At 64.5% G+C, this 26176-nt stretch carries 32 protein-coding genes; 17 read left to right on the top strand and 15 right to left on the bottom strand.

Translation table 11 applies throughout. The features are described 5' to 3' along the window. Window positions 1–9: 9 nt before the first annotated feature. Window positions 10–1113 carry a mandelate racemase/muconate lactonizing enzyme family protein gene (locus BJ6T_RS13130; protein WP_014492855.1) on the bottom strand — a complete coding sequence of 368 codons (1104 nt, stop codon included), beginning with the start codon at window positions 1111–1113 and terminating at the stop codon, window positions 10–12. Between the two features lie 170 nt (window positions 1114–1283). Here BJ6T_RS13130 and BJ6T_RS13135 point away from each other — a divergent pair, with 170 nt between their 5' ends. From BJ6T_RS13135 to BJ6T_RS13150, 4 genes are all read left to right on the top strand, one after another. Continuing rightward, window positions 1284–2129: an AraC family transcriptional regulator gene (locus BJ6T_RS13135; protein WP_014492856.1), complete on the top strand. Its 846-nt coding sequence runs from the start codon at window positions 1284–1286 to the stop codon at window positions 2127–2129. 242 nt (window positions 2130–2371) lie between these two features. After that, window positions 2372–3310, top strand: a complete 939-nt coding sequence (locus BJ6T_RS13140; RefSeq protein ID WP_014492857.1) for an SMP-30/gluconolactonase/LRE family protein — start codon at window positions 2372–2374, stop codon at window positions 3308–3310. Window positions 3311–3419: 109 nt separating this feature from the next. Continuing rightward, window positions 3420–4013, top strand: a complete 594-nt coding sequence (locus BJ6T_RS13145; protein WP_014492858.1) for a GNAT family N-acetyltransferase — start codon at window positions 3420–3422, stop codon at window positions 4011–4013. A gap of 16 nt (window positions 4014–4029) precedes the next feature. Then, window positions 4030–5676, top strand: coding sequence for a GMC family oxidoreductase (locus tag BJ6T_RS13150; protein ID WP_014492859.1), 1647 nt, complete (start codon window positions 4030–4032; stop codon window positions 5674–5676). Window positions 5677–5805: 129 nt separating this feature from the next. On the opposite strand, the gene BJ6T_RS13155 is transcribed toward BJ6T_RS13150, so the two are convergent. The 3 genes from BJ6T_RS13155 to BJ6T_RS13165 all read right to left on the bottom strand — a co-directional run bounded on the left by BJ6T_RS13155 (window position 5806) and on the right by BJ6T_RS13165 (window position 7693). Beyond that, window positions 5806–6333, bottom strand: a complete 528-nt coding sequence (locus tag BJ6T_RS13155) for a hypothetical protein (RefSeq protein WP_014492860.1) — start codon at window positions 6331–6333, stop codon at window positions 5806–5808. A gap of 179 nt (window positions 6334–6512) precedes the next feature. Further along, complete coding sequence (locus BJ6T_RS13160; RefSeq protein ID WP_008140272.1) at window positions 6513–7355, bottom strand: AAA family ATPase; 843 nt, start codon at window positions 7353–7355, stop codon at window positions 6513–6515. A gap of 92 nt (window positions 7356–7447) precedes the next feature. Continuing rightward, complete coding sequence (locus tag BJ6T_RS13165) at window positions 7448–7693, bottom strand: GlsB/YeaQ/YmgE family stress response membrane protein (RefSeq protein ID WP_014492861.1); 246 nt, start codon at window positions 7691–7693, stop codon at window positions 7448–7450. 122 nt (window positions 7694–7815) lie between these two features. On the opposite strand from BJ6T_RS13165, the gene BJ6T_RS13170 reads away from it, so the two are divergent. The 3 genes from BJ6T_RS13170 to sseA all read left to right on the top strand — a co-directional run bounded on the left by BJ6T_RS13170 (window position 7816) and on the right by sseA (window position 10438). After that, window positions 7816–8991 (top strand): vWA domain-containing protein, encoded by a 1176-nt coding sequence (locus BJ6T_RS13170; RefSeq protein ID WP_014492862.1) that lies wholly within the window; start codon window positions 7816–7818, stop codon window positions 8989–8991. A gap of 52 nt (window positions 8992–9043) precedes the next feature. After that, on the top strand, window positions 9044–9457 hold the full coding sequence (locus tag BJ6T_RS13175) for a rhodanese-like domain-containing protein (RefSeq protein WP_014492863.1): 414 nt from the start codon (window positions 9044–9046) through the stop codon (window positions 9455–9457). A 126-nt stretch (window positions 9458–9583) separates the two neighbouring features. Further along, window positions 9584–10438, top strand: a complete 855-nt coding sequence (sseA, locus tag BJ6T_RS13180) for a 3-mercaptopyruvate sulfurtransferase (RefSeq protein ID WP_014492864.1) — start codon at window positions 9584–9586, stop codon at window positions 10436–10438. 2 nt (window positions 10439–10440) lie between these two features. On the opposite strand, the gene BJ6T_RS13185 is transcribed toward sseA, so the two are convergent. Then, the gene (locus BJ6T_RS13185) at window positions 10441–11223 is read right to left on the bottom strand and encodes a hypothetical protein (RefSeq protein WP_014492865.1); all 783 of its coding nucleotides are present in this window, start codon (window positions 11221–11223) and stop codon (window positions 10441–10443) included. A gap of 366 nt (window positions 11224–11589) precedes the next feature. Between BJ6T_RS13185 and BJ6T_RS13190 the strand changes: the two genes are divergently transcribed. Further along, the gene (locus tag BJ6T_RS13190) at window positions 11590–12783 is read left to right on the top strand and encodes a L,D-transpeptidase family protein (protein ID WP_039229092.1); all 1194 of its coding nucleotides are present in this window, start codon (window positions 11590–11592) and stop codon (window positions 12781–12783) included. 57 nt (window positions 12784–12840) lie between these two features. On the opposite strand, the gene BJ6T_RS13195 is transcribed toward BJ6T_RS13190, so the two are convergent. After that, window positions 12841–13803 (bottom strand): D-2-hydroxyacid dehydrogenase family protein, encoded by a 963-nt coding sequence (locus BJ6T_RS13195; RefSeq protein WP_014492867.1) that lies wholly within the window; start codon window positions 13801–13803, stop codon window positions 12841–12843. 133 nt (window positions 13804–13936) lie between these two features. Further along, window positions 13937–14152: a hypothetical protein gene (locus BJ6T_RS13200; RefSeq protein ID WP_014492868.1), complete on the bottom strand. Its 216-nt coding sequence runs from the start codon at window positions 14150–14152 to the stop codon at window positions 13937–13939. A gap of 236 nt (window positions 14153–14388) precedes the next feature. Between BJ6T_RS13200 and ettA the strand changes: the two genes are divergently transcribed. Then, window positions 14389–16038, top strand: coding sequence for an energy-dependent translational throttle protein EttA (gene ettA / locus BJ6T_RS13205; protein WP_014492869.1), 1650 nt, complete (start codon window positions 14389–14391; stop codon window positions 16036–16038). A gap of 7 nt (window positions 16039–16045) precedes the next feature. Continuing rightward, a complete protein-coding gene (locus BJ6T_RS13210) occupies window positions 16046–17272 on the top strand; it encodes a lytic murein transglycosylase (RefSeq protein ID WP_028156295.1) in 1227 nt (408 codons plus the stop codon). Window positions 17273–17371: 99 nt separating this feature from the next. On the opposite strand, the gene BJ6T_RS13215 is transcribed toward BJ6T_RS13210, so the two are convergent. Both BJ6T_RS13215 and BJ6T_RS13220 read right to left on the bottom strand, forming a co-directional pair. Then, window positions 17372–17653 carry a hypothetical protein gene (locus tag BJ6T_RS13215; protein ID WP_014492871.1) on the bottom strand — a complete coding sequence of 94 codons (282 nt, stop codon included), beginning with the start codon at window positions 17651–17653 and terminating at the stop codon, window positions 17372–17374. Between the two features lie 211 nt (window positions 17654–17864). Continuing rightward, complete coding sequence (locus tag BJ6T_RS13220; protein ID WP_014492872.1) at window positions 17865–18191, bottom strand: hypothetical protein; 327 nt, start codon at window positions 18189–18191, stop codon at window positions 17865–17867. A gap of 135 nt (window positions 18192–18326) precedes the next feature. On the opposite strand from BJ6T_RS13220, the gene BJ6T_RS48235 reads away from it, so the two are divergent. The 3 genes from BJ6T_RS48235 (at window position 18327) to bfr (ending at window position 19677) form a co-directional block, all read left to right on the top strand. Then, complete coding sequence (locus BJ6T_RS48235; protein WP_028170644.1) at window positions 18327–18623, top strand: hypothetical protein; 297 nt, start codon at window positions 18327–18329, stop codon at window positions 18621–18623. 161 nt (window positions 18624–18784) lie between these two features. Further along, complete coding sequence (locus BJ6T_RS13225) at window positions 18785–19057, top strand: (2Fe-2S)-binding protein (RefSeq protein ID WP_014492873.1); 273 nt, start codon at window positions 18785–18787, stop codon at window positions 19055–19057. Window positions 19058–19188: 131 nt separating this feature from the next. Then, entirely contained in the window at window positions 19189–19677 is a 489-nt protein-coding gene (gene bfr, locus BJ6T_RS13230; RefSeq protein ID WP_014492874.1) for a bacterioferritin, read from the top strand. A gap of 197 nt (window positions 19678–19874) precedes the next feature. Here the strand turns inward: bfr and BJ6T_RS13235 are convergent, their stop codons facing one another. Beyond that, window positions 19875–20477: an MSMEG_1061 family FMN-dependent PPOX-type flavoprotein gene (locus tag BJ6T_RS13235; protein ID WP_014492875.1), complete on the bottom strand. Its 603-nt coding sequence runs from the start codon at window positions 20475–20477 to the stop codon at window positions 19875–19877. Window positions 20478–20647: 170 nt separating this feature from the next. On the opposite strand from BJ6T_RS13235, the gene BJ6T_RS42535 reads away from it, so the two are divergent. Beyond that, a complete protein-coding gene (locus tag BJ6T_RS42535) occupies window positions 20648–22084 on the top strand; it encodes a S8 family peptidase (protein WP_014492876.1) in 1437 nt (478 codons plus the stop codon). 45 nt (window positions 22085–22129) lie between these two features. Beyond that, a complete protein-coding gene (locus tag BJ6T_RS13245; protein ID WP_014492877.1) occupies window positions 22130–22372 on the top strand; it encodes a hypothetical protein in 243 nt (80 codons plus the stop codon). 5 nt (window positions 22373–22377) lie between these two features. On the opposite strand, the gene BJ6T_RS13250 is transcribed toward BJ6T_RS13245, so the two are convergent. The 3 genes from BJ6T_RS13250 to BJ6T_RS13260 all read right to left on the bottom strand — a co-directional run bounded on the left by BJ6T_RS13250 (window position 22378) and on the right by BJ6T_RS13260 (window position 24318). Beyond that, window positions 22378–22731: a hypothetical protein gene (locus BJ6T_RS13250; protein ID WP_014492878.1), complete on the bottom strand. Its 354-nt coding sequence runs from the start codon at window positions 22729–22731 to the stop codon at window positions 22378–22380. Window positions 22732–22896: 165 nt separating this feature from the next. Next, window positions 22897–23238: an MmcQ/YjbR family DNA-binding protein gene (locus BJ6T_RS13255; RefSeq protein ID WP_014492879.1), complete on the bottom strand. Its 342-nt coding sequence runs from the start codon at window positions 23236–23238 to the stop codon at window positions 22897–22899. Between the two features lie 18 nt (window positions 23239–23256). Beyond that, window positions 23257–24318: an alpha/beta fold hydrolase gene (locus BJ6T_RS13260; protein ID WP_014492880.1), complete on the bottom strand. Its 1062-nt coding sequence runs from the start codon at window positions 24316–24318 to the stop codon at window positions 23257–23259. 257 nt (window positions 24319–24575) lie between these two features. Here BJ6T_RS13260 and BJ6T_RS13265 point away from each other — a divergent pair, with 257 nt between their 5' ends. Continuing rightward, a complete protein-coding gene (locus BJ6T_RS13265; protein WP_014492881.1) occupies window positions 24576–24842 on the top strand; it encodes a DUF2277 domain-containing protein in 267 nt (88 codons plus the stop codon). A 96-nt stretch (window positions 24843–24938) separates the two neighbouring features. Continuing rightward, complete coding sequence (locus BJ6T_RS13270; protein WP_014492882.1) at window positions 24939–25178, top strand: hypothetical protein; 240 nt, start codon at window positions 24939–24941, stop codon at window positions 25176–25178. Here BJ6T_RS13270 and BJ6T_RS13275 read toward each other — a convergent pair. Further along, window positions 25175–25675: a collagen-like protein gene (locus BJ6T_RS13275; RefSeq protein WP_014492883.1), complete on the bottom strand. Its 501-nt coding sequence runs from the start codon at window positions 25673–25675 to the stop codon at window positions 25175–25177. The genes BJ6T_RS13270 and BJ6T_RS13275 overlap by 4 nt on opposite strands. A 112-nt stretch (window positions 25676–25787) precedes the next feature. Further along, window positions 25788–26036 (bottom strand): helix-turn-helix domain-containing protein, encoded by a 249-nt coding sequence (locus BJ6T_RS13280; RefSeq protein WP_014492884.1) that lies wholly within the window; start codon window positions 26034–26036, stop codon window positions 25788–25790. Window positions 26037–26176: the final 140 nt, after the last annotated feature.

Raw genomic sequence — 26176 nt, forward strand, 5'->3', positions numbered from 1 at the left:
GCGCCGCGGTCACGCCACGCGATAGCGCTCCATCACGCCGCGATCGGGCTCATAGCCGAGCCCGGGTCCCGAGGGCACCGCGACGTGGCCGGTGGCATCGACATCGGCGCGGCCGCCCCAGAGACACGCTTCGCGTTTGAGATAGAACATCTCGACCAACCCGTCGTCGCGCGTCGCCAGCAGGTGCAATGTCGCCAGCAGGCCCGGACCGAAATACGGGGAGTGCGGGACGATCTTGACGCCGAGCTGATCGGCGAGCGCGGCGACCTTCAGAAATTCCGTGACGCCGCCGACCTTGGTCACCGACGGCTGGGCATGGCTCACTGCGCCTGCATTCATCATCTGGCGGAATTGATACTCCGTGCAGGCGTTCTCACCGGCGGCGACACCGAGCCCGCCCTTGCGGCGGACGTCGGCGAGCGCGGTAAAATCCTCCGGCGGCCAGACCGGCTCTTCCAGAAACATCGGCTGGGCGTCCTCGCATGCCTTCGCGAACGCGATCGCCTGCTCGCCTGTGAGCGGGCAGTTCATGTCGACCATCAGCGGGATGCCGGGCCCGATCACCTCGCGCGCGGCAAACACCGCCGGCGTCGTGGTCTCGTGCAGCTTGATGGCGCCATAGCCGAGCGCGAGCGCCTTCTTGCATTCGCCGGCGATGTTTTCAGGCGAGCCGATCCGCAGCAGGCTCGCATAGGCGGGAATGGACGAGCGCCTGGTCTCGCCGAGCAGGCGATGCAGCGGTGCGCCCTCGATCTTCGCAGCCAGGTCCCACAGCGCGATGTCGAGCCCTGATATCGCGAACATCGTGATGCCGTAGCGGCCGAACAGATGCAGGTTGCGCTGGATCTGTTCCATCACCGCGGGAATGCCGGCGGCATCGGGAACCTTAAGCCCGCGGGCCTGCGGCGCGATCATCTCCTCGACGGCGCTTCGCGTGGTGCGCGGGGAGACATAGGCAAAGGCATCGCCCCAGCCGGTCAGTCCGGCATCGGTCGTGACCTCGACCAGCACCATGTCGAGCGCGGAGATTGCGGACGCGCCCTGGCGAAAGCTCGCAACACCGGCGTCATAGGGGATGCGGATCTGGTGCGCCCGCACATCGGTGATTTCCATGACGCGGTTCCTCTTTCTCGTGAGCGGTTTCGATGAGTGTAGCTGCGAATGCCGGGGCGTTGCCAGTGGCTATTCCGGGACTATCCTCATGCAAGGACAGCAATGCCGATCAAGCGGGGCGGTGGCCGTCAGCGCATCATCGCCAGGCTTCGAACGAGGGCTTTTGACGCATGAACCCAGCCCAGCGCGCGCTCTGGTATATCGAGAGCCATCTGGCCGAACCGATGACGCTCGACGAGATTGCGGCGATATCTGGCGTGTCGCGGTTCCACATCGTGCGGGCGTTTGCCGCAGCCACCGGACTTCCGGTGATGCGCTACGTGCGCGCGCGGCGGTTGACGGAAGCGGCGCGCAGTCTTGCGAACGGCGCGCCGGACATCCTGTCGCTGGCGCTGGAGGCGGATTACGGCTCGCACGAAGCGTTCACCCGCGCGTTCCGCGACCAGTTTGGCACCACACCCGAAGCGGTGCGGGCGGCAACGTGCCTCGACAAACTCAAGCTTCAGGAGCCGATCCTCATGGATTCCACCATGCTCGACCATCTGGTCCCGCCGCGTTTCGAAGCCGCGAAGGCCTTCCTCGTCGCCGGCCCCGCCGAGCGCATCTCCTGCGACAACGGCGCCGCCATTCCAGGACTGTGGCACCGCTTCCATCAGGAAGTCGCCGACATCCCCGCGCGCGTCGGCCACGGGAAAAATCAAGTCGCCTATGGCGTCTGTTGCAACGGCGATGATTCCGGCAATTTCGACTACATCGCCGGCGTCGAGGTCGTCGATTTCTCCGACCTGCCGCGCCGCTTCGGTCGCATCCGCATTCCCGAGCAGCGCTACGCGGTGTTCACCCACACCGAGCACGTCGCCTCGATCCGCCGCACCGTCAACACGATCTGGAATCAGTGGCTGCCGGCGTCCGGCCTGAAGGCTGCGGATGCGCCGAACTTCGAGCGCTATGACGAGAAATTCGATCCCGCGACCGGCAATGGCGGCTTCGAGATTTGGATACCAGTGCGGGAGTAAGCACGATCCGGACCCGAAGCGCCGCGTTCGCGCAAAGTGCGCAGCGGTTTTCCGAAGAGATCATGCTCAAACAAGACCTAAAGCGCGATATGTCATCGCGCTTTACGTTGCAACGCTGGCATACCATCCCGCTTGCTTGGCAAGCCCCGGCGACTTTGTCATAACCGCAGGCAAATCTTGCGTGTGGGGCCCGTGCCGGACATCCCGTGCAAGCCATAACAAGCAGCCGGGAGGGTCCTCAAATGTCCACTGCCACGCCCAACGTTCGCGTTCTCGCCACCGACCTCGAATTTCCCGAAGGGCCGGTGGTGATGCCGGACGGCTCGGTCGTGCTGGTGGAAATCCGCGGCCAGCGCCTGACGCGGGTTTATCCCGACGGCCGCAAGGAGATCGTCGCCAAAGTGCCGGGCGGCCCGAACGGCGCCGCCCTCGGTCCCGACGGCAAGATCTACATCTGCAACAATGGCGGCTTCTCCTGGATTCCGACCGGCAAGATGATCATGCCCGGCCCGCAGCCGGACGGCTATCTCGGCGGCTCGATCCAGCGCGTCGATCTGCAATCGGGCAAGGTCGAGGCCGTCGTGACCAAATGCGGCGAGCACGATCTGCGCGGGCCGAACGACCTCGTCTTCGACAAGCACGGCGGCCTCTGGTTCTCCGATCTCGGCAAGCGCCGCGCCCGCGAGATGGATGTCGGCGGCATGTACTATCTCAAGCCCGGCATGACCGAGATCGTCGAGGTCGTGCATGGCGTGCTGCCGGCTAATGGCATCGGCCTGTCGCCGGACGAGAACACCGTCTACATCGCGGAGACGCCGACGGGGCGGCTCTGGGCCTATGAGCTCTCCGCGCCTGGCACGCTCAAGCCGCGCGAGGTGATCTACCGCGGCGAGCGCGGCAAGCCGATCTGCGGCCTCGGCGGCTACCAGATGTTCGACTCGCTCGCGGTGGAGGCGAACGGCAATGTCTGCGTCGCCACCCTCGTCTCCGGCTGCATCTCGGTGATCGCGCCTGACGGTACCCTGGTCGAGCAGGTCCCGACCGGCGACCGCGTCACCACCAACATCGCCTTCGGCGGCCCCGAGCTTAAGACCGCCTACATCACGCTCTCAGGCAAGGGCGAGCTGATCGCCATGGACTGGCCGCGCGGCGGTTTGCCGTTGAACTTTTTGAATAAGTGAGCCAAGCCGTCATTGCGAGGAGCGAAGCAACGAAGCAATCCAGGCTGCCTCCGAGGTAAGACTCCGGATTGTTTCGCTTCGCTCGCAATGACAACGGAGAGAGACTTCAATGCCCTGGCCTGATCCCGTCACCCTGCGTGGGCAGCACGCCCGTCTCGAGCCGCTGTCGAAAGAGCATCGCGAGGGGCTGGTGGAGGCCGTGAAGGACGGCGAGCTCTACACGATCTGGTACACCGCGATCCCGACGCCGGAGAACGTGGCCAAGGAGATCGACCGCCGCCTCGGCCTCCAGGCCGCGGGCTCGATGCTGCCGTTCACGGTGTTCGACGCCGGCGGCAAGATCGTCGGTCAGACCACCTATATGAATATCGATGCCGCCAATCGCCGTGTCGAGATCGGCTCGACCTGGTACGGCAAGAGCGCGCAGCGCGGGCCGCTCAACACGCAGTGCAAGCTGCTGCTGCTCACTCACGCCTTCGAGACATTGAACTGCATCGCGGTGGAATTCCGCACGCATTTCTTCAACCACCAGAGCCGCCGCGCCATCGAGCGTCTCGGCGCCAAGCAGGACGGCATTTTGCGTAATCACCAGATCGCGCCGAACGGCACGCTGCGCGATACCGTGGTCTACAGCATCACCGCGTCCGAATGGCCGACGGTGCAAGCGCATCTGAACTATCAACTCAACGACAAGCCGCGCTAGGGGCGGCCGAGGCATCATGGACAGATTTGACTATGTGATCATCGGCGCGGGCTCCGCCGGTTGCATCCTCACCAGCCGGCTGAGCGAAGACCCCAGCACCAGCGTCTGCGTGCTCGAGGCGGGCCCGAACGACTGGCATCCCTACATCCATCTGCCGGCGGGCTTCATCAAGACCTTCCACATGAAGAGCATCAACTGGGCCTACCAGCAGGAGCCGGGGCCCTACACCGGCGGGCGCAGCATCTATGCGCCGCGCGGCAAGACGCTCGGCGGCTCGTCTTCGATCAACGGCCACATCTACAATCGCGGCCAGCGGATGGATTTCGACACCTGGGCGCAGATGGGCAATCGCGGCTGGGGTTATGCCGACGTGCTGCCTTACTTCAAGCGGCTGGAGAAGCGGGTCGGCGAGGGCGAGGACACCTATCGCGGCCGCGACGGCAACCTCACCGTCACCACCATGGACTGGCGCGATCCGCTCTGCGAAGCCTTCATGGAAGGTGCGGTCTCGCTCGGCATTCCCCGCAACCCCGACTACAACGGCAAGACCCAGGAGGGCGTCTCCTACTGCCAACGCACCATCGACAAGGGCCTGCGCGTCTCCGGCTCGACCGCGTTCCTCAAGCCCGCGATGAAGCGGCCGAACGTGCATGTGCACACCCACGCGCACGCGACCGAGATCATTTTTGAAGGCAAGCGCGCCGTCGGCGTGCGCTACACCAAGGGCGGCCGCGGCGGCACGCCGGTCGAAGTGCGCGCCAACAAGGAAGTGATCCTCTCCGGCGGCACCTATAATTCGCCGCAGCTGCTTCAGCTCTCCGGAATCGGCTCGCCCGATCTGCTCGGCGCCCACGGCATCGCGGTGCGCCACGCGCTGCCGGTCGGCGAAGGTCTTCAGGACCATTATGCCCCACGAACGGTGGCGCGCGTAAAAGACATCAAGACCATCAACGAGCTCCGCCGTGGCTTCTCGCTGTGGATCGAAGCGCTGAAATGGGCGACCGCGCGCCGCGGCCTGCTCTCGTTGTCGCCGACCATGGTCTATTGCTTCTGGCATTCCGGCGAGAGCGCGGACTCGTCCGACTTGCAACTCACCTTCACACCGGCGAGCTACAAGGAGGGCGTGCAGGGCCAGCTCGAGGACGAGCCCGGCATGACCGTGGCCTCCTGGCAGCAGCGCCCGGAGAGCCGCGGCTATGTCCGCATCCGCTCCAACGATCCGTTCGCGCCGCCGATCATCCAGACCAACTATCTCGACGCCGAGCTCGACCGCCGCGTCATCGTCGGCGGCATGAAGCTCGCACGGCGTTTGCTGAAGAGTGCGCCGTTGTCGCCTTACTACGCCTACGAGGATTTCCCCGGCCCCAACATCAACACCGACGACGAGTTCCTCGCCGCCGCCACCGAACGCGGCACCACCACCTTCCACCCCGGCTGCACCTGCCGCATGGGCCCGGCGGATTCCACTTGGGCTGTCGTCGACGACCAGCTCCGCGTCCACGGCCTGGAGGGCCTCCGCGTCATCGACGCCTCCGTGATGCCGCGCATGATCTCGGCGAACCTTAACGCCTCGACGATGATGATCGCGGATCGTGCTTCCGACCTCATCCGCGGCAAGGCGCCGATGGAAGCCGCGCGGATTCCGGACGCGGCGGTGGCGTGAGGTGCGTAGGGTAGGTTAGCCCCGCGACTGCGCGAAGCGCAGTTCGCGCGGCGTAATCCACCGCTTTTGTCGGTGCAGCGGCAGAATAGGTGGTTGTTGGCGCTAACCCGCCGACGGTGTCGCTGCCATCTAGGAGTAATCTGTCAGGAGCGTCGTCAGAAACTCCTCGCCGAAGACATCGACCAATTCACGATCGCGTGGCGTTCGGCGCGAAAGCCAGCCTCTGATATCATTCAGTGAGAAGAAGCAGTCCTTGACAGCTTCGATACTCATGAGCTCTTGAGAGCTATCAATTGCGAGAACGCCAACATCCACCGGGCTGGGCTGGTGAGCCGCCCATCTGTCCTGGCTGTCCACAAGAGCCAGTCCATAGACGTCGCCCTCTTCGCGCATGGTGTTGCCGAGCGCAGTGATTTCAAGAGGCCAATCAGAGTCGCTTGCCAATTGCCTCAGGTAGGACCGGCTCGAACTGGCGTACACATCCCTATCGACGTCCAAGCCGAAGCATATCGTAGTCGCTTGCCGAATTGCGGTAGCTAACGGTTGGGAGGTGCAGATGTCGGCGTCAAAGAATAGATACTGTTCGAACCGGCGACTGAATATATGGCAGGGAAGCTCAACCCCAAGAACGATCGTTTCGAGCTCTTTTGGCATCATGCCCTGTGCTGCTGAAGCACTGTGCCTCAACCTCCGCTGTCATCGCACGGCTTGACCGGGCGATCCAGTATTCCAGAGGCGATTGTGATTGAACCGAGAGGCTGCGGCGCCCCGGTCAAGCCGGGGCATGACACCGGTGGTGGGGCTGCAGCGGAGCGCTATCGCAAGCGAGCTCGCGCTCACACTTCCCGTCGGCTCAAAAACGCCAGCCGCTCGAACAGGTGCACGTCCTGCTCGTTCTTGAGCAGCGCGCCGTGCAGCGGCGGGATCAGCTTGCGCGGGTCGCGTTCGCGGAGTTGCTCGACGCTCATGTCCTCGTTGAGCAGCAGCTTGAGCCAGTCCAGAAGCTCCGACGTCGACGGCTTTTTCTTCAACCCCGGGACCTCGCGCACCTCGAAGAAGATGCGCAGGGCTTCCTCGACCAGGCGCTTCTTGATGCCGGGGAAGTGGACGTCGACGATGCGGCCCATCGTGTCGGCGTCGGGGAACTTGATGTAGTGGAAGAAGCAGCGGCGCAGGAACGCGTCCGGCAGCTCCTTCTCGTTGTTGGAGGTGATCATCATGATCGGGCGCTGCTTGGCCTTGATCGTCTCGCCGGTCTCGTAGACATGGAATTCCATGCGGTCGAGCTCGAGCAGAAGGTCGTTCGGAAACTCGATGTCGGCCTTGTCGATCTCGTCGATCAAGAGCACCGGGCGCTGCTCGGCGGTGAAGGCCTCCCACAGCTTGCCGCGCTTGATGTAGTTCTTAATATCAGACACGCGGGCATCGCCGAGCTGGCTGTCGCGCAGGCGCGATACCGCGTCGTATTCGTAGAGGCCCTGCTGCGCCTTGGTGGTGGACTTGATGTGCCACGTCAAAAGCGGCGCGTTCAGCGCCTTCGCCACTTCCTCCGCCAGCACGGTCTTGCCGGTGCCGGGCTCGCCCTTGATGAGCAGCGGGCGCTCCAGCACGATCGAGGCATTGACGGCGACCTTGAGATCGTCGGTCGCAACATAGTCCTTGGTGCCGGTAAATTTCATCGCGCGTCCTTGTTGGTCGTCGGCCGGGCATCGCCCTGGTCCAACAAACGGAACGGCCGCTCATGGCGGCCGTTCCTGGTTCGGTCAGGCTTTCAGACCCGTTTTATCAGCGAAAGGATGACGAGCACAATCACCGCGCCGATGGTGGCATCCACGATGGCGCCGATCGTGCCGGTGGCCAGCGCAACATGCAGTTGCGGCAGCACCCAGCTCGCCACCAGCGCGCCGATGATGCCGACGACCATGTTGCCGATCAACCCAAATCCCGCCCCATGGACAATCTTGCCGGCAAGCCAGCCGGCGATCGCGCCAATGATGAGCGCTGCGAGAATCCCCATTGCAAACGTCCCCAAAACAACCCCGTCAGACGGTCAATTCTAGAGCAAAAAGCCGACCGGTCCAGCGTCCCGCGGCGGGCTCGGCCCCTTGACGTTCGCCCCCGACGGGCAATCTGTTACCCATGTTCCTCCAATTCTTCACTTCTCTGCGCGATGCGCAGGTCCCCGTGACGCTGCGCGAATACCTCACGCTGATGGAGGCGCTCGACGCTGATCTGTCGGACTATTCGGTCGAGAATTTCTACTATCTGTCGCGCACCTCGCTGGTGAAGGACGAGCGCAACCTCGACAAGTTCGACCGCGTCTTCGGCACGGTGTTCAAGGGGCTGGAAAGCCTGCTCGACGCCATGGAGAAGGCGGAGATCCCCGAGGAGTGGCTGAAGAAGCTCGCCGAGAAATACCTCAGCGAGGAGGAGAAGAAGCAGATCGAGGCGATGGGCTGGGACAAGCTCATGGAGACGCTGAAGAAGCGTCTCGAGGAGCAGAAGGGCCGGCACCAGGGCGGCTCGAAATGGATCGGCACCGCCGGCACCTCGCCGTTCGGCGCCTATGGCTACAATCCCGAAGGCGTGCGCATCGGCCAGGAGAAGAACCGCAACAACCGTGCCGTGAAGGTGTGGGACAAGCGCGAGTTCAAGGATCTCGACGGCAATGTCGAGCTCGGCATCCGCAACATCAAGGTGGCGCTGCGGCGCCTGCGCAAGTTCGCGCGCACCGGCGCGCCTGATGAGCTCGATCTCGACACCACCATTCGCGAGACTGCCAATCACGGCTATCTCGACGTCCACATGCGGCCCGAGCGGCGCAATGCGGTGAAGCTGCTGGTGTTCTTCGACATCGGCGGCTCGATGGATTCGCATATCGAGCAGGTCGAGGAGCTGTTCTCGGCGGCCAAGAGCGAGTTCAAGCACATGGAGTATTTCTACTTCCACAACTGCCTCTATGAAGGCGTGTGGAAGCAGAACAAGCGCCGCTTCACCGACCGCACGCCGACCTGGGACGTGCTGCACAAATACCCGCACGACTACAAGGTCGTGTTCGTCGGCGACGCCTCGATGTCGCCTTACGAGATCATGGTGCCGGGCGGCTCGGTCGAGCATGTCAACGAGGAGCCGGGCTCGGTCTGGCTCGACCGCATCATCCGCACCTATCCGCATACGGTGTGGCTCAATCCGGTGCAGCAGAAGCATTGGGACTATTCGGAATCGACCACCATCATCAAACGCATCTTCGCCAACCGCATGTACCCGATCACGATCGAGGGGCTCGAGGGTGCGATGAAGGAATTGACGCACTAGCTGCGCCGTCAGTCCGGACGGACGCGCAGCAGCCGACAAGAGGGAGAACCACATGCCCCAGACCATCACCCGCGGCATCAAGGCGCTGATCGACGAGGCCAATGCCGAGATCGAGACGCTCAACGCCAAGGAGGCCATCGAGATCTCCAAGAACGGCGATGTCGTCATCGTCGACATCCGCGACCCCCGCGAGATCGAGCGCGACGGCCGCATCCCCGGCGCGTTCGCCTGCACGCGCGGCATGCTCGAATTCTGGATCGATCCGCAGAGCCCCTACGCAAAACCGATCTTCCAGGAAGACAAGAAATTCGTCTTCCATTGCGCCGGTGGCCTGCGCTCCGCGCTCGCGGCGAAGACCGCCAAGGACATGGGCTTGAAGCCCGTCGCCCACATCGCCGGCGGCTACGCCGCCTGGCGCGATGCCGGCGGGCCGGTGGAGCAGTGGGAGCCGAAGAAGAAGGGCTAACTATCTCCGCCGTCATTCCGGGGCGCGACGAAGTCGCGAGCCCGGAATCCATTCGTCCACCAACTCCGCGGCCGGATGGATTCCGGGTTCGCGCCTCGCGCGCCCCGGAATGACAAGGAAAAACCAATGACCGCCACCGACCCCCTCGTCTCCACCGAATGGCTCGCCGCTCACATCAACGACGCCAACGTCAAGATCCTCGACGCCAGCTTCAAGCTGCCGGGCGTGCTGCCACTGCCGAAGGACGATTATCTCGCTGCCCATCTGCCGGGCGCCGTGTTCTTCGACGTCGACGCGGTGTCGGATCATTCCAATCCGCTGCCGCACATGTATCCGAGCGCCGAGCAGTTCGGCCGTGACGCAGGCCAACTCGGCATCTCCAATGCCGACACCGTCGTGCTCTACGATGCCGGCGGCTGGGTCGCGGCCCCCCGCGCCTGGTGGATGTTCCTGGCTTTCGGCCACAGCAATGTACGCATCCTCAATGGCGGGCTGAAGAAGTGGCGCGCCGAGGGGCGTCCGGTCGAGAGCGGCGAGGTGAGGCCGAAGCCCGCGACGTTCAGGGCGAGCTACGATTCAAAACGCGTGCGCAGCATGCAGCAGCTGATCGCCAACGTCGAAAGCAGCAAGGAGCAGGTGATCGACGCACGCGCCGCCGACCGCTTCGAGGGCCGCGCGCCCGAGCCGCGCGCGGGCATCCGCTCCGGCCACATCCCGGGCGCGCGCAACGTGCCCTACAATCAGTTGTTCGATGCCGCGACCGGCACCATGAAGCCGCTCGAGGACTTGCGCGCCGCCTTCGCGAACGCTGGCGTCGAGTTCGATGCGCCGATCGTGACGAGCTGCGGCTCGGGCGTGTCCGCCGGCGTGTTGACGCTCGCGCTCTATCGCCTCGGCATCACCGACACCGCGCTCTATGACGGCTCGTGGTCGGAATGGGGCCAGGCCGGCGGCCCGCCGGTCGCGACCGGGCCGGCGTAACCTTACTGGCGCGTGCGCGTGGCCGTTGTCGCCAGCATCTGCGGCTGACCGAACGGATCATAGCTCTGCCGCAGCTGCTGAGGCGGAGGACGCCGCACCACGCGGTGCCGCTTCTTCGCCTTCGCGTGGTGCTTGGCAGCCTTGCTGTCCGAGGCGCTGCCGTCCGCCTTCGCGTCCCGCTTGGTGTCCCCCTTCGCCTTCGCCGGCGCATCCTGCGAGGCCGTCGCCGCCGGATCGTTCAGCGCGGCCACCTTGGCCGGGGCAGTGTCGGGCGTCGGGGAGGCGAGGGCCGCACCGGGATCAGCCGGCGCCGGTTCGCTGGCGGTCACGGCAGGCGCGGCCTCGGGGATCGATGCCGTTGTGTCGGCCGGGGTGAGTGTGTCGGCAGGAGCCGGCGCGATGGCTTCCGTTGTGGCCTCGGCCTGCACCGGTTCGGCGGCGGGAACCGCGGCCTCGGTGACCTGCGGCGGCACGTAGGGCTCGGTCGTCAGGGCGGCCTCCTGTTCGGGCTCATTCACCGGCAAGCCGATGGTCGGCACCCGGTCACGCAGCGATGGCGTGGGCTCGGCGGCCGCTTCCGGCTCGGCGCGGAGCGCCGCGAGCACCGGCTGGGCCGGCTCCGGGCTTTGCGCAAACACCTTCTCTTGCGGGCCGTTCCGCCAGGAGGGGTTGCTGACATACTGCTCGTGGGTAGCCCGCAGCAGCGCGGCGGCACCTAGTCCGAACACCAGGATGGAGGTTGACAGCAGGATCGCGGCAAACAGGAAGCGAAAGCCGGGAAGCATCGGACGGGTTACGAATTTCCGCCCCGGCGGGTGGCGGCCGGGACCCAAGAGCCATCTGAACGCGGTGACGGTACTGATTGCCGTTCGCCACGCCGGGACGGAAGCTCAAAGCGGAGGCGAATCAGGCTGATTCGAACATATCGCAACGCCTCCGCGTCGTTCCCTTAAATTCGGGGCCGGAGACTCCGGCAATCCACGGCCCGATGCGATTTCCGCCCCGTGATGCAACGGGGCAACTGTGTGTACCTGCATCACAAATCGCTAACTCAGGCACAAATCAGCCTGTAATGTCTTGAATGTGCCGCTATCTTCGGTCATCTGGCCGTTAACGGTCCGGATGGGCTCGGGGACTATACAAGAGCGATGATGATCAAACATTTTCTGACGATATGCGCTGCCGCAACAGTCGCTGCGGCGGGAACCTCGCTCGCACAGGCTCAGAGCTATCCGGTCCAGCAGGCGCCGAGCTATGGCGCTCCGGCCGAATATCGCCCCGGCGACCGCACGCCGAATTTCGACTCGCTGGACGATGAAGACGACGCGATGCCGCAGGCGTCGCTGCCGCCGCCCGGTCCGGCCGACGATCCGCGCTACGGCCGCCCGGCTGGCCCTCCGCCGGTCTATTCCGCCGCCCCGCCGCAGGGGCCGGTGATGTCGCCCGATGATCCGCGCTATGGCCGTCCAGCTGGTGCTCCGCCGGTCTATTCGGCGGCGCCGCAGGGTCCCGTGATGTCGCCCGACGATCCCCGCTATGGCCGCCCCGCCGGCCCGCCCGCGGTGATCTATGCCGATCGCCCGGGTCAGGCACCCGGCAGGGACGGCCTGCGTCCGCCGGAGGCCATTGGCGGCCCCGCCGCGACCGGGACGGTCCAGTCCGGTCAGGCGCCCGTCGGTGCCGACGGCCGGCCGATGACGATCGCTTCGCTGCCGCCCGAGGAGCAGCCCGACGCGGCTCCCGCGCAGCTGGCGCCGAACCTGCGCCGCCAGGAGGTCTCGTTCCAGACCAAGGAGCCGGCCGGCACCCTCGTGGTCGATACGCCGAACACCTATCTCTATTACGTGCTCGGAGGCGGCCGTGCGATCCGCTACGGCGTCCGCGTCGGCCGCGACGGCTTCACCTGGACCGGCGTGCAGAAGATCACCCGCAAGGCCGAATGGCCGGATTGGCATCCGCCGACCGAAATGATCGAGCGCCAGCCCTATCTGCCGCGCTTCATGGCCGGCGGCCCCGGCAATCCGCTCGGCGCGCGCGCGATGTATCTCGGCTCGACCGTCTACCGCATCCACGGCACCAACCAGCCTTCGACGATCGGCAAGTTCGTGTCGTCGGGCTGCATCGGCATGCTGAACGAGGACGTCTCCGACCTGTTCGACCGCGTCAAGGTTGGCACCCGTGTGGTGGTGATGCCGGGTGGCCCGCCGCCGGGAACGGCGACTGCCTCCGCTGCGCCGCCGCCGGGCGCCGCCGGTCCGGCTCCGATGGCCGCGCAGGCCGGCCCCGTCCCGGGCACCCAGCCGACGGTGGTGCCGCCGCTGCCCGCGCCGGTCACCGTGCGCTGAGCGCTGCGAGACAATTCAAATCAGTGAAGGGCGTGCCGTCGGCACGCCCTTTTCGTTTCAGGCCAGCTTGCGCGGCAGCTCGCGATCCCGGGTGAAGGCGTCGATCGCCTCGACCATCTGCCCGTAGTGGATGCGTAATCCGTCCTCGGTGGCGTAGCCGAGATGCGGCGTCAGCACGAGATTGTCGAGCTTGCGGAAGGGATGGTCGACCGGCAGCGGCTCGACCGAGAACACGTCGATGCCGGCGCCCGCGATCTTCCGCTGCTGCAAGGCCTCCAGCAGCGCCTGCTCGTCCACGATCGGGCCGCGCGCGGTGTTGACGAGGAAGGCCGTCGGCTTCATCCGCGCGAGATCGGCAGCCCCGACCAGTCCGCGCGAGCGATCGCTCAGCACCACATGGATGGTGACGATGTCGGCCTTGGCGAACAGCTCCTCCTTGGTGGCGTAGCCGACGCCGGCTGCCGCGCACTTCTCCGGCGTGAGGTTCGGGCTCCAGGCGATCACGTTCATGCCGAATGCTTTCGCGATGCCCGCCATCTTGCTGCCGAGCTTGCCGAGCCCGACGACGCCGAGCGTCAGTCCCTCGATCTCGACACCGGCAAAGGTCTGCCAGGGCTCGCCGGCATGCATGCGCGCATTCTCGCGGCCGATGCCGCGGGTCAGTTCGAGGATCAGGCCCATCGTCAGCGGCGCGGTCGGATCGCGGGAGTATTGCGTGCCGCCGACGGCAACGCCTTGCGCCTTCGCCGCCTCCATGTCGATCGAGGCGTTGCGCATGCCGGAGGTCAAAAGCAGCTTCAGCTTCGGCAGCGACGCGAACAGGCTCTTGGGGAACGCCGTGCGCTCGCGCATCGCGCAGATGATCTCGAAATCGGCCAGCGCGCTCGCCGCGGCCTGCTCCGAGGCAAAGGGATGGCTGAACACGGTGACGTCGACGCGGTCGGACAGTTTTTGCCAGTCGGCGACGTCGAGGGCGAGGTTGAAATAGTCGTCGAGAATTGCACAGCGTAGCCGCGTCATCAGCTTTCATCCATGGCGAGAGGTGACGGCGCCAGGCGGGGAGCGCCATCGTCGGAAGCTGGCCATGGTTGCGCGCAATCGCGCCCGCGCGCAAGCAGCTGACGTGTTCAAAAATCCGATAGGAGCGAAGGGGTCAGAGGTCGCGGGGCTTGAGGCGGAGCGGGGTGTCCATGCCGTGCTTGGCGCGCCAGGCGGGGCCGGGACCACGCATGTAGTGCAGCTCGGGGCGGTAAGGGTTGAAAGCGGTGGCGAAGAAGCGCTTCCAGAAGCCCTTGATCTCCGTGACGAGTCCGGAAGCGCTACCGGCTCGTGCCGGAACGGCTATGGAATTGGTCTCGATCAGAGCCATGATGCGGCCTCGCTGTTCTCCCCGCCGCTTCTGCCGCGGGTGGCGTCTTTTTCGGCGCCATGACGAGCTTTGGCCCACTTTATTAAAAAATGGTTTCAATTGTCCGGATCGGCGGCCGGATGGTGTCCATTCCGTATTGATCCGTGGTGAACGGAGGGAAAACATTGCCCTTTGAGGGCGGGATCGTTACATCGGCGGCAAGCAAATTTCCTCAAATCGAAGGTTTCACGGGACCGATGGCGCGCCAGTTCATCTATTTCATGCAGGGCCTGACCAAGAGCTATCCGACCCGGAAGGTGCTCGATAACATTCATCTGTCGTTCTACCCGGACGCCAAGATCGGCGTGCTCGGCGTCAACGGCTCGGGCAAGTCGACGCTGCTCAAGATCATGGCCGGCCTCGACAAGGAGTATAACGGCGAGGCCTGGGTCGCCCAGGGCGCCCGCGTCGGCTATCTCGAGCAGGAACCGCATCTCGATCCGGCGCTCTCCGTGCGCGAGAACGTCATGCTGGGTGTCGCCAAGCAGAAGGCCATCCTCGATCGCTACAACGAGCTGGCGATGAACTATTCGGAAGAAACCGCCGACGAGATGACCAAGCTGCAGGACGAGATCGAGGCCCAGGGCCTCTGGGATCTCGACAGCAAGGTCGACCAGGCCATGGACGCGCTGCGCTGTCCGCCCGACGATGCCGACGTCACGAAACTCTCGGGCGGTGAGCGCCGCCGCGTCGCGCTGTGCAAACTGCTGCTCGACCAGCCCGAGCTGTTGCTGCTCGACGAACCGACCAACCACCTCGACGCCGAGTCGGTGTCTTGGCTGGAAGGCCATCTGCGTACCTATCCCGGCGCGATCCTGATCGTCACCCACGATCGCTACTTCCTCGACAACGTCACGAGCTGGATTCTCGAGCTCGATCGCGGCAAGGGCATTCCCTACGAGGGCAATTACTCGTCCTGGCTGGTGCAGAAGCAGAAGCGGCTCGAGCAGGAAGGCCGCGAGGACGCCGCGCATCAGAAGACGATCGCCCGCGAGCAGGAATGGGTCGCGTCCTCGCCGAAGGCGCGTCAGGCCAAGTCCAAGGCGCGCTATCAGCGCTACGAGGAGCTGCTCAAGCAGGCGAGCGAGAAGCAGACCCAGACCGCGCAGATCATCATCCCCGTCGCCGAGCGGCTCGGTGCCAACGTCGTCGACTTCGAAGGCCTCAGCAAAGGCTATGGCGATCGCCTGCTGATCGACGATCTCACCTTCAAGCTGCCGCCCGGCGGCATCGTCGGCGTGATCGGCGCCAACGGCGCCGGCAAGACCACGCTGTTCAAGATGATCACCAAGCAGGAAACGCCGGACAAGGGCATGATCACGGTCGGCGAGACCGTGCATCTCGGCTATGTCGACCAGTCGCGCGACGCGCTCGACGGCAACAAGAACGTGTGGGAGGAGATTTCCGGCGGCAACGAGCTGATCCTGCTCGGCAAGAAGGAAGTGAACTCGCGCGGCTATTGCTCGTCGTTCAACTTCAAGGGCGCCGACCAGCAGAAGAAGGTCGGTGCGCTCTCCGGCGGTGAACGCAACCGCGTGCATCTCGCCAAGATGCTGAAGTCCGGCGCGAACGTCCTGCTGCTCGACGAACCGACCAACGATCTCGACGTCGACACGCTGCGCGCGCTCGAAGAGGCGCTGGAGGATTTTGCCGGCTGCGCCGTCATCATCAGCCATGACCGCTGGTTCCTCGACCGCATCGCGACCCACATCCTGGCCTTCGAAGGCGACAGCCACGTCGAGTGGTTCGAAGGCAACTTCCAGGACTACGAGAAGGACAAGATGCGCCGGCTCGGCCAGGACAGCATCATTCCGCACCGCGTGAAGTACAAGAAGCTGACGCGGTGATGAGGGCATGATGCGGCGGGCGCTCATAGCTGCGGTGATCACCATCATCTGCGGCCTGTCGCCCGCCCGCGCTGCCGACGCCGCCTTCACGCAGTTCATCGCCTCGCTCTGGCCGGAGGCGCAGGCCGCCGGCGTGTCGCGCGCGACATTCGATGAGCAGACGCGCGGGCTCGAGCCTGATTACAAGCTGCCCGATCTCATCCTGCCCGGGCGGCCGGCCACCGGTGCGCCGTCGCAGGCCGAGTTCGTGCAGGTGCCTGCCGATTACGTCAAGGAAGCCTCGATCGCGCGACTTGCGGGCGAGGGGCAGCGGCTGCTGCAAAAATATCGTCCGGCGCTGAGCGAGATCGAGAAGAAATCCGGCGTGCCGGCCACCATCATGCTCGCGATCTGGGGCCGCGAGACCGATTACGGCCGATACACGCTGCCTTACGATCTCGTGCGCGTGCTGGCGACGCAGGCCTATGTCGGGCGACGCAAGGACACCTATCGCAACGAGTTCATCCTCTCGCTGAAGATCCTCGGCGAGGGCGTGGTGACGCGCAAGGACATGCGCTCGTCCTGGGCAGGCGCCACCGGGCTCACGCAATTCCTGCCGTCCGAATATTACAAGCACGGTGTCGACTTCGACGGCGACGGCCGCATCGACATCTGGCATTCGGTGCCGGATGCTCTGGCCTCGGCCGCGCAGCAGCTCGTCAACAAGGGCTGGCAGAGCGGCGTGCGCTGGGCTTACGAGGTGCAGGCGCCGGCCAAGGTCGATTGCACCAGCGGCGTGCCCGAGGTGACGAAGCCGATCGGCCAGTGGCTGCGCGAAGGTTTTGTGCCGGTGCGTGGCGAGAAGCTGAGCGCTGCCGAGCAGGCGCAGCCGGCCTCGCTGCTGCAGCCGGAAGGCATTTACGGCCCGTCGTTCCTGACGACGAAGAACTACTTCGTCATCAAGGAGTACAATTTCTCAGACCTCTACGTGCTGTTCGTCGGCCATCTCGGCGACCGCATGACGAGCCCGCTGCCGTTCGCGACACAATGGGCGGCCTCCAGGCAGTTGCGCACCAAGGACGTCGAGACCATGCAGCGCGGGCTCACGCGCGTCGGGCTCTACAAGGACAAGATCGACGGCAAGGCCGGGATGCAGACGCGCGCGGCGCTCGGCGCCTACCAGAAGTCGGCAGGCCTCAAGGTCGATTGCTGGCCGAGCGAAGAGGTGCTGCGCTCGATCCAGGCGGCGCGGTAGCGGCCTCAACTCTTCGCCAAAGAAAAAGCCCGGCCGAGGTGCTCGGCCGGGCTTCGATCGCGGCGCGGATGCGCCATGCGATCGGATATTGCGATCAGATCAGTAGCAAACGCGAACCGGGCGGACGACCCAGCCGTAACCGTCCCAATAGCGCTGGCGCTGCCAGTAGCAGGGCGCGGGCGGCGGTGGCTCGGCCACGTAGACCGGTCCGCCATAGGCGGGACGGCTCGACGCGATGGCGCCACCGACGATGGCGCCACCGATCAGGCCGGCTGCGATGCCGGCGCCGACGCCGTCATGGGCCTTCGCGGACGGAGTGGCGGTCACCAGCGAACCGGCGATCGTCGCAACCGTGAGGGCGGCAACAAAAGTCTTCTTCATGCTCTTGGCTCTCCTGGGAGATGGACGTCCCTTGTTAGGAGCGTCCGGGTTTCAAAGGTTCACGCACACTCTGATGAAATCGACCGTGCAGCTAGGAAGCGCGCAATTGGTCAATCCACGGTAAACGCGCACGGAGCTGTGACGAGAAAAAGCGGTCTTTTTCAGGCCCGGAGATGAACGGCGCGTCCGTAGCGAACTGGTTCAGCGCGCCTCAGCCACAGACTCTGACGCGGCGGCTGCGCCAGGCGTAGCCATCCCAGAAGCGCTGCCGCTGCCAGACGCAGCCGTCACCGTAATAGTCGTCGGCGACATAGCCGGGACCCGGCGCGTAGTAGCGGGGCGGGTAATAGCCGGGGCCATAGGAGTAGCCCGGACCGGGTCCGTAATAATACGGAGAAGCCAGCGCGCCACCGACAATGGCGCCACCGATGATCCCGGCGGCCACGCCGGCGGCGACACCACGCTGTGCGTGGGCCGGTGTCCCGGCCGAGAGGGCCAGGGTGGCGACGGCGAGGACCGTCAGTAAGAACTTCTTCATTGGCTTGACCTTTCGCACAAACGGGCGGGAACTCTTTGGGGGGTAAAGTTCCATACTTCGTTTGAATGATCAATGAACGGCACCTTCGCCGCTGGCGACCAATTAATGGATCGCAGGTCCGCGAGGGAGACGACAATGGGCAACGCGATGATGAATACTTTGATCGCTGCCGGGGTCGTTTTCGCGATTGGGTATGGCTGGTTCACCCATCTCCAGAACCGCGGACGGCGCTCTCGCGCCGGTGCCGGCAATGACGGAGGGAGCGGCGGCGACGGCTATTCAGGGGCCAGCGACGGCTTCTCGCTGGGGAGTTGGTTTTCCAGCGACAGTTCCGGGAGCTCGAGCGACAGCTGTTCAAGTAGCGATAGCGGTAGCAGTGGCGGGGATTGCGGCGGTGGCGGCGATGGTGGTGGAGGCGGTGGCGGTGACTAGGTCCGCCAAAATCTTGATCCAGCGCAACGCCCTAATTTAGAGCCGTTCTAGGCTGTTTCCAGGCCAGTTTGGAATAGCTTCAAATACCGGTTTTTCCCTTTGCATCCGGACGCCCCCTTAAATATCGATGATGACGCATCACCGAAGGGCCTGCCGCTTCCATGATCGTTTGTTCCTGTAACGTGCTGAGCGATGACGACATCCGAGCCGCGGTCGCCGAGTCCGACGACGCTGTACGTCATGCCAAGCAGGTCTATGGATGCCTCGGTTGCAGCGCCGAATGCGGCCGCTGCGCCCGTACCATCAAGACCATCATCGACGAGGCGCTTGGTCCCTGTGCCAAGTCCTGCTGCTCGGGCTGCCCACACAGCCACACCGTGGCCGCCAATGACGAGACGGCCGAACTCACCCAGTTCGCCCTCGCGGCCTGCTGAAAACTTCCGCAATTTCGGCTGAGCTTTTCCCCGGCTGCGTCCCCGTGGCCGGTTGCTCTCGTCCCTAAACTGATTTAGAAGCGTTCTAAAGTCGGTTAGGGCCGATTTGGACGCAAGATTTGGAGTGCATCATGCAGGGCGACGCAAAAGTCATCGACTATCTCAACAAGGCGCTGCGCCACGAGCTGACTGCAATCAACCAATATTGGCTGCACTACCGCTTCCTCGACAATTGGGGCCTGCGGGACATGGCCAAGGTCTGGCGCAAGGAGTCCATCGAGGAGATGGAGCACGCCGACAAGCTCACCGAGCGGATCCTGTTCTTCGACGGCTTCCCGAACATGCAGGTGCTCGACCCCCTGCGCATCGGCCAGAACGTCAAGGAGATCATCGAGTGCGATCTCGCCGCCGAGATGAGCGCGCGGGCGCTCTACCAGGAGGCCGCCGGCTATTGCAACGGCGCCAAGGACTACGTCACGCGTGACCTGTTCGAGAAGCTGATGAGCGACGAGGAGCACCACATCGACTTCCTCGAAACCCAGCTCGACCTGATTGGCCGCATCGGCCTCGAACTTTACACGCAGAAGCACGTCGGCGGGCTCGAGGGCGAGGGGCACTAAGCTCGGGCGTTGGCCGCATGCTGGATGTGGTCCCCGCCTAGTGCGCAATTGCGCATGGCGCGCGGGGACCCATAACCACAGGGAGTAATTGCGGCGCGAGCTGGTATCTCCGGGACTTCGCCAAACCACTTCCTGTGGCTGTGGATCCCGGATCTGCGCTTCGCTTCTCCGGGACGACACTGTGATTGCAGCGCTACCTACAACTGCGTCTTGTAGCGCTCTTCCACGATCTCCTGGCTCTCCGGCTCCCCCAGGCCCGTCTGGTCGTGAATGACCTGGCCGATGCTGGGCATCACCGAGCGCTGCACCTTCTCCGGTGCCCACAGCTTCGAGCGCATCAGCGCCTTGCCGCAGTGGAAATAGACTTCGCTGACCGCGACGTTCAGCACCGCGCGCGGCGGCTTGCCGAATTCCACCATCGATGCGAGCAGATCCGGATCGGCCGAGAGCGTGCCGCGCCCGCCGACGCGCAGCGTCTCGTCGATGCCGGGGACGAAGAACAGCAGATGCACGAAGCCCGAGCCTTCGACGACGTTGCGGAAACTGTCGATCCGGTTGTTGCCGGCACGGTCGGGCATCAGCACCTGGTTGGGGCCGGCGACACGGACGAAGCCAACCCCTCCGCCGCGCGGCGATGCATCGACGCTGCCGTCGACGCCTGACGTTGCAAGCACGCAGAACGGCGACATCTCGATGAATTTCTTCGCATGCGCATCGATCGCGGGACGCGCCTTTGCGATCACGCGTGGGCTCGGCTTGGCATAGATGGTGGCGAGGTCTTCGGCGCAGAGATCGGTCACGAAGGTCTCCCTGATTGAGGGACACAGGATAGCATTCTCCGGCTCGACCGCTATCCCCGAAATAGCAGGTGCGGCCCGGTGTAGCCACGGCGCGGCGCAGGTGGCGTAGACCAGAAATTTCGCTTATAACGGGTGTCGTATTTTGTTGTTTTTCAAGCGAGGAATTCGTCATGGCCCCAACGCAGGCAATGCGGGTCGCGGGCGATCGGCCGCGCCGTCGCAAGCATGTCCCGGGACAATTGATCGTTCGGTTGAAGCCGGCCGCTGTCCGGCAGATCGCGGCGGTCTCGCTTCAGGCGGCCACGTCACGCGCGCTGATGGCTGCGATGCCCGACGACGTCAGAGGTCCGATCGATTTCCTGCACGACAATTTCGGGCTTCAGTCGATGAAGCCGCTGTTCGTGGTCGGCGACGATGAGACACCCGCGCAGCCCCAGGCGATGGCTTTGGCCGCGGTCCATCGCTCGATAGCACGCTCCGCAACGGCGCCGCCGCGGGAGGCGCTGGCCGGATTTCAGATCGTGCGGTTGAAGGACGGGAAGGTTGATGCAGGCATCCTGAAGCGCCTGCGCGCCTCCAGGGCGGTGGATCTGGTCGAGCCCGTTCCCAACCGGTGGCTCAGTGCCGCCGCCGATCCCATGAAGATCCGGCAGTGGGGCCTTCGCGCCATCAGGTGGTTCGATCGACCGCGGCCAGGTGCGGGGCGGGTTCATGTCGCTGTGCTCGATAGCGGTGTCGACGCCGGACATCCCGATCTCGTAGACGCGATCGAGGACTACAGGCACGACGGCAACGGAGCACGTGATTTTCTCGGTCATGGCACCCATGTCAGCGGCACGATCGCGGCCGTGGTCAATAATTCGGCCGGTATCGCAGGCCTGGCCAATTGCCGGTTGCACTGCTGGAAGGTGTTCGACGATCCCAAGCGCGCAGGCGACGACGAGAATTTCAACTTCGATTTCTACAGCAAGGCGCTTGCGGCCGCGCTCGATTCCAACATCAAGGTCATCAACCTCAGCATTGGTGGCGAGGACCATTCAAAGACGGAAGCGACGGCCTTCGCCGCACTAATCGATGCCGGCGTTGTCATCTCCACCGCGATGGGGAACGAGTTCGAGGACGGCAATCCGAAGGAATACCCGGCGGGCTACGCGGACACGATCGGAGTTGGCGCCGTCGACGAGTCCCATCGGCGCGCCTCGTTCTCCAATACGGGGAAGCACATCAAGCTGGTCGCGCCGGGCGTCAACATCCTGTCGACGGTGCCCCGGGTGAAGGCAAGCTTCGCCGACCATACCAGCTACGATTCCTGGCCCGGGACGTCGATGGCAACACCGCATGTGACGGGCGCCGCTGCACTCGTCTACATCAACAAGACGAAATCCAGGGCGGCCGGGCTTGCGGTCGCCAGTCGCCTGATCGCGACTGCGACCAAATTGCCGTCGATGCGAGGCAAGGATTTTACGCCGGAGTACGGCGCCGGCCTGCTGGATGTTGCCGCTGCGCTTGGCCGCGCGAAACCTGCAAGAAAATCGGGCAAGAAGGCTGCCAAGAAGACTGCCAAGAAAGCTGCAAAGGCGAAGCCGGCGAGAAAGGGACAAAAATAGATTCTGCGACCTTGATCGGGCGCCGCGAGCGGCTAGCTTCTCAGCATGTCCGTGCAATTCAAATTCCACGACCATGTCGATCAGCGCCGGCGGCGCATGATCATCAAGACGCTCGGCGATGCCGGCTATGCCGCCGAGAGCCTGTTTCCGGGACAGAAGCGGCAAAACCTCGCCGCGATCTTCACCGTCGCCGAAGCCGACGCCAAATCCGTTCGTGCCGCGCTCGACGATTTCGACGATGACATCGAATATGTCGAGGCCTCGCCCAAGCGAGACCTCAAGGCCTGAGTGGCCTACACCGCATCGGCCGGCACGAAGCAACTGATGATGATGGCGCCGCGGTGGTGGACGTACCACACAACGGCCTGGCCGACCGGATTGCCGCGATCGCGGATGATGGCGCGCTCAGGCACCTCCATCCACTGTCCCTCGATCGGTACCCAATAGGTGCCGCCTCGAACATCGTAGTCGGTGCGATGGCCGTCGGAGATGTCGCAGCAGGGCACGCCGTTCGGCGCGATCACGCTCTTGAACCAGGCGCGGATGTCGGGCGGCACATTGTCGTATTGGCCGTTATCGAACGCGGACGCGGCGCTCGTCTGCGCCATCGTCGCGGCCAGCCAAACGCACAGCGCGAGCCTGTGCATGCGATCCTCCGTCGCGTTCGATTCGTATCGTTGATGCGATTAAGCCCGAGCTGTCAGCGCAATGCATGCTCAAATAATATGCGGCGCGAGAGGCGCCGCATTTGATGCGTTGCGGTATGGGCGGCCGGCCAGACGCACGGTGCGGACCTGCGCGTACGGTCCTTCCTATCGCGTCTCGAGCGATGCAAGCAGCGATTTCGGCGCGACATTGCGCCATGCCATCTCGAGTGCGCTCCGCAACGTCACCTGGTCGATCTTCGCCAGCTTCACATTCGTGCTGCCGCTCCTGCCCCAGGCGCCGGGGACCGGACGAAACATCTCCGGTTCCGCGTCGACGAGCACGTCCTGCTGGTCAGGAGTGAGCTTTACCATGCCCCATTTTTCATCGGGATAGCCCAGCGTCGCGAACACGCGCTTGCCGACGCGAAAGTCGGCATGGCCGTGATGTGCGCCTTCGATGACGCCGGGAAGCGCCAGCGCAGCCTTGCGAAAGCGAGCGTTCGACATGCTGTCTTGCTGCTCGTCTCACATCGTCCGCTGCGGCGCGGTTTGCAGCAACTGCCTGATCTGCTCGACGTAGAATTTCGCGTTGCCGGTGGTGCCGTGGCCGCGCGTCTCGGTGCTCGCGGGGATCAGATACAGCTTGCCGTTCTTGACCCGCTTCATTGCGGCGTCCGTGATGCCGGTCTCCGGCGGGTTGCGCTCGTCGTCGGCGGAGTTGATCAGCAGCAGCGTCGCCTCGATCTGCTCGAGCTTGTCGCCGGCATTGTAGTCTTGCGAGGAGCCCCACTGGTAGAGGAAGTCGTTGGCATCGGACGTTATCGGTGTGGCCAGCCGTTCGTCGACGATCTTGTCGGCCTTGGCCGCGGTCGGCGCCTGCTGCTGATAGGCGAGCGTGCCGCCGATGCTGGCGATGCCGTAGGCGGTGATGGCGTATTTCATCATGCGCGGCTGGCTGGTGTAGTTGCCACCGTTGTAGTCTGGATCGTTGCTGATGGTGTCGAGCATGATCCGCCGCATCATCCAGTTGCGTGAGGCCATCTCCGTCGGCTGCGAGGCCATCGGCACCAGCGCGTCCATCTCCCGCGGATATTTCTCGCCCCACAGCCAGGTCTGCATGCCGCCCATCGAATTGCCGATCACGAGCCGCAGATGCTTGACGCCGAGGCCTTCCTTCACGAGGCGATGCTGCGCCTCGACCATGTCGTCGTAATTGTATTTCGGGAAGCTCGTCTTCATGCCGTCGGACGGCTTTGACGATTTGCCGTGGCCGATCGCGTCGGGAATGATGATGTAATATTTGGACGCGTCGAGCGGCTGTCCCGGGCCAAACAACTCGCCGGCGAAGGCGGGCGACAGCATGCTCGCGCCCGAGCCGCCGGTGCCGTGCAGCACCAGCACGGGCTGGCCTGAGGGCTCACCGACGGTGGTGTAATGCAGCTTCAGCTCCGGCATGGTCTCGCCGGTGTGGAACTTGAAGTCCTTGGCGATCCAGTCGCCTTGCTTCGGCGCTGGATAATCGGCGGCCATGGCCGGCATTGCAATGGACAGCAGGATGGCCGCTAGCGCCGCGCAAGACGTTTTCATGTTTTTCTCTCCCCATGCGGCTCATGGTCGGCGGCCGCGTTGGACGCGATCTTATCAGCTGGTCACGGAGGATCGAGACCGGACCTATCATCGCCCCCGAAAAACATTCCCCGATGGTGCGGCGCGCAAGGGGAATAATTGCGGATCAGATATGGCTGGTCCTGCCTATGACACGGCCGCTCCCGGGATGTAGGATTTCGGCCTCGCCGATCGTCCTCAGGGGAACACCGCCAGGAAATAGCTACGGGAGAGCCTGCATGTGCCGCAACATCAAGACGTTGTTCAACTTCGAGCCGCCGGCGACGGAGGACGAGATCCACGCCAGCGCGCTCCAGTTCGTGCGCAAGCTTTCCGGTTTCAACAAGCCGTCGCAGGCCAATGAAGAGGCCTTCGACCGCGCGGTGGCGGAGGTCTCGGAGGCTGCGCGAAAGCTCCTGACCTCGCTGCATACCCATGCGCCGGCGCGCGACCGAGAGGTCGAGGCGGAGAAGGCCAAGGAGCGCTCGCGGCTGCGGTTCGGTTAGCCGGTCTCCTGCGTCCGTTCCGTGATCTGGCTCACGGTGAGAGCGGCCTCTACCTGCATGATGTCTGCCGGGGTTTTGACAGCCCGGAGCACGACCATGAGCCGCCCCCTTATCCCTCTCAAAGCAGGTGCCGTCACCTTCACCGTGCTGTGGACCGCATGGATGATGTGGTGGAGCGGCTCCTACAGTAGCGTCAACCTCGTCATCCTGACGCTGCTCGGCACGCTGGTCGGCTATCTCTGGTACCGCGCCATGCGCTGGCAGTTCGAGCGCATGGGCATGCTGCCGTGCAAGGATGAATCCTCTGGGGCATCGAAGCAACTTCCGCCCGGCTAGTCCTTGTGGCCGCGCTTCTTCTTTTTCTTCTTCTTCCTGTGATCGTCGCCTTCGCCGTCGTCCGCGTCGTCATCGACGATCGCCTCGTCAACCTCAAGCACGGCGGCTTCCAGCGCCTCGCGCTCGGCGGCTTCGCGCTCGCGCTGGCGGCGGCGCTCGTCCCAGGCGTCGAAGAGTTGATCGAGCCACGGCAGCAGCTGCTCGATCGACGGCAGCTGGCCGGGCGGTCCGGGCTCGCCGCGAGGGCCTTGCGGCCCCGCCGGCCCCTGCGGCCCGGCCGCGCCCCGCGCGCCGGCTTCGCCGGGCTTGCCCGGCAGGCCGGCCTTGCCCTGCGCTCCGGCTTTTCCGGCCGCCCCGGGCTTGCCTTGCGGTCCCGGCTTGCCGCGCTGGCCGTCCGGGCCACGCCGGCCGGGATGCCCCTGCGGCCCCGGCCGTCCGGGTTCGCCCTGCCGTCCGCGCGGACCTTGCGGTCCCTGCCGTTTCTGTTCGTCTGCCACGCCACCGCTCCCTCGACCGGAAGCAAGCTACTTAGCGGCGTTTGACGACAGCAGCAATTCCGCCGGCGCTTCGCGCCGGGCTTGATCAACACCAATCGTGCCACGTCGCGTGCTAGTCGTGATACGCGGGCACGTCGATGCCGGACGCCGCATAGATCCTGATCTTGTTGCGCAACGTGCGCACCGACAGGCCGAGCACGCGCGATGCGCGCGTGCGGTTGCCGTCGCAGCGTGCGAGCGTCTGGAGCACGAGCTCGCGCTCGACCTCGTCGACGGTCGCGCCGATCAACAGCGGAACGATTTCGTTAGGGGCAAGAAATTGCGCGCCCGGATCGGACGCAGCGACATGAACAGTGGTCATCAACACACCTCCCGATCAACGCCCGCTTCCATCTTTGGAAGCGATCGAGAACCAACGGCCCCCTAGCCGTAGATCTACGGTGGGCGGGTTTGGTTAATCAAAGGTTAATCGCGGGCGATCGCACCAATTGACCTTGGGAT

Source organism: Bradyrhizobium japonicum USDA 6, assembly GCF_000284375.1.
Lineage (GTDB): Bacteria > Pseudomonadota > Alphaproteobacteria > Rhizobiales > Xanthobacteraceae > Bradyrhizobium > Bradyrhizobium japonicum.

Excerpts from the sequence above, each read along its gene's own strand:
- BJ6T_RS13130 (WP_014492855.1), bottom strand. The coding sequence starts at position 1,113 with ATGGAAATCACCGATGTGCGGGCGCACCAGATCCGCATCCCCTATGAC.
- BJ6T_RS13135 (WP_014492856.1), top strand. The coding sequence starts at position 1,284 with ATGAACCCAGCCCAGCGCGCGCTCTGGTATATCGAGAGCCATCTGGCC.
- BJ6T_RS13140 (WP_014492857.1), top strand. The coding sequence starts at position 2,372 with ATGTCCACTGCCACGCCCAACGTTCGCGTTCTCGCCACCGACCTCGAA.
- BJ6T_RS13145 (WP_014492858.1), top strand. The coding sequence starts at position 3,420 with ATGCCCTGGCCTGATCCCGTCACCCTGCGTGGGCAGCACGCCCGTCTC.
- BJ6T_RS13150 (WP_014492859.1), top strand. The coding sequence starts at position 4,030 with ATGGACAGATTTGACTATGTGATCATCGGCGCGGGCTCCGCCGGTTGC.
- BJ6T_RS13155 (WP_014492860.1), bottom strand. The coding sequence starts at position 6,333 with ATGATGCCAAAAGAGCTCGAAACGATCGTTCTTGGGGTTGAGCTTCCC.
- BJ6T_RS13160 (WP_008140272.1), bottom strand. The coding sequence starts at position 7,355 with ATGAAATTTACCGGCACCAAGGACTATGTTGCGACCGACGATCTCAAG.
- BJ6T_RS13165 (WP_014492861.1), bottom strand. The coding sequence starts at position 7,693 with ATGGGGATTCTCGCAGCGCTCATCATTGGCGCGATCGCCGGCTGGCTT.
- BJ6T_RS13170 (WP_014492862.1), top strand. The coding sequence starts at position 7,816 with ATGTTCCTCCAATTCTTCACTTCTCTGCGCGATGCGCAGGTCCCCGTG.
- BJ6T_RS13175 (WP_014492863.1), top strand. The coding sequence starts at position 9,044 with ATGCCCCAGACCATCACCCGCGGCATCAAGGCGCTGATCGACGAGGCC.
- sseA (WP_014492864.1), top strand. The coding sequence starts at position 9,584 with ATGACCGCCACCGACCCCCTCGTCTCCACCGAATGGCTCGCCGCTCAC.
- BJ6T_RS13185 (WP_014492865.1), bottom strand. The coding sequence starts at position 11,223 with ATGCTTCCCGGCTTTCGCTTCCTGTTTGCCGCGATCCTGCTGTCAACC.
- BJ6T_RS13190 (WP_039229092.1), top strand. The coding sequence starts at position 11,590 with ATGATCAAACATTTTCTGACGATATGCGCTGCCGCAACAGTCGCTGCG.
- BJ6T_RS13195 (WP_014492867.1), bottom strand. The coding sequence starts at position 13,803 with ATGACGCGGCTACGCTGTGCAATTCTCGACGACTATTTCAACCTCGCC.
- BJ6T_RS13200 (WP_014492868.1), bottom strand. The coding sequence starts at position 14,152 with ATGGCTCTGATCGAGACCAATTCCATAGCCGTTCCGGCACGAGCCGGT.
- ettA (WP_014492869.1), top strand. The coding sequence starts at position 14,389 with ATGGCGCGCCAGTTCATCTATTTCATGCAGGGCCTGACCAAGAGCTAT.
- BJ6T_RS13210 (WP_028156295.1), top strand. The coding sequence starts at position 16,046 with ATGATGCGGCGGGCGCTCATAGCTGCGGTGATCACCATCATCTGCGGC.
- BJ6T_RS13215 (WP_014492871.1), bottom strand. The coding sequence starts at position 17,653 with ATGAAGAAGACTTTTGTTGCCGCCCTCACGGTTGCGACGATCGCCGGT.
- BJ6T_RS13220 (WP_014492872.1), bottom strand. The coding sequence starts at position 18,191 with ATGAAGAAGTTCTTACTGACGGTCCTCGCCGTCGCCACCCTGGCCCTC.
- BJ6T_RS48235 (WP_028170644.1), top strand. The coding sequence starts at position 18,327 with ATGGGCAACGCGATGATGAATACTTTGATCGCTGCCGGGGTCGTTTTC.
- BJ6T_RS13225 (WP_014492873.1), top strand. The coding sequence starts at position 18,785 with ATGATCGTTTGTTCCTGTAACGTGCTGAGCGATGACGACATCCGAGCC.
- bfr (WP_014492874.1), top strand. The coding sequence starts at position 19,189 with ATGCAGGGCGACGCAAAAGTCATCGACTATCTCAACAAGGCGCTGCGC.
- BJ6T_RS42535 (WP_014492876.1), top strand. The coding sequence starts at position 20,648 with ATGGCCCCAACGCAGGCAATGCGGGTCGCGGGCGATCGGCCGCGCCGT.
- BJ6T_RS13245 (WP_014492877.1), top strand. The coding sequence starts at position 22,130 with ATGTCCGTGCAATTCAAATTCCACGACCATGTCGATCAGCGCCGGCGG.
- BJ6T_RS13250 (WP_014492878.1), bottom strand. The coding sequence starts at position 22,731 with ATGCACAGGCTCGCGCTGTGCGTTTGGCTGGCCGCGACGATGGCGCAG.
- BJ6T_RS13255 (WP_014492879.1), bottom strand. The coding sequence starts at position 23,238 with ATGTCGAACGCTCGCTTTCGCAAGGCTGCGCTGGCGCTTCCCGGCGTC.
- BJ6T_RS13260 (WP_014492880.1), bottom strand. The coding sequence starts at position 24,318 with ATGAAAACGTCTTGCGCGGCGCTAGCGGCCATCCTGCTGTCCATTGCA.
- BJ6T_RS13265 (WP_014492881.1), top strand. The coding sequence starts at position 24,576 with ATGTGCCGCAACATCAAGACGTTGTTCAACTTCGAGCCGCCGGCGACG.
- BJ6T_RS13270 (WP_014492882.1), top strand. The coding sequence starts at position 24,939 with ATGAGCCGCCCCCTTATCCCTCTCAAAGCAGGTGCCGTCACCTTCACC.
- BJ6T_RS13280 (WP_014492884.1), bottom strand. The coding sequence starts at position 26,036 with ATGACCACTGTTCATGTCGCTGCGTCCGATCCGGGCGCGCAATTTCTT.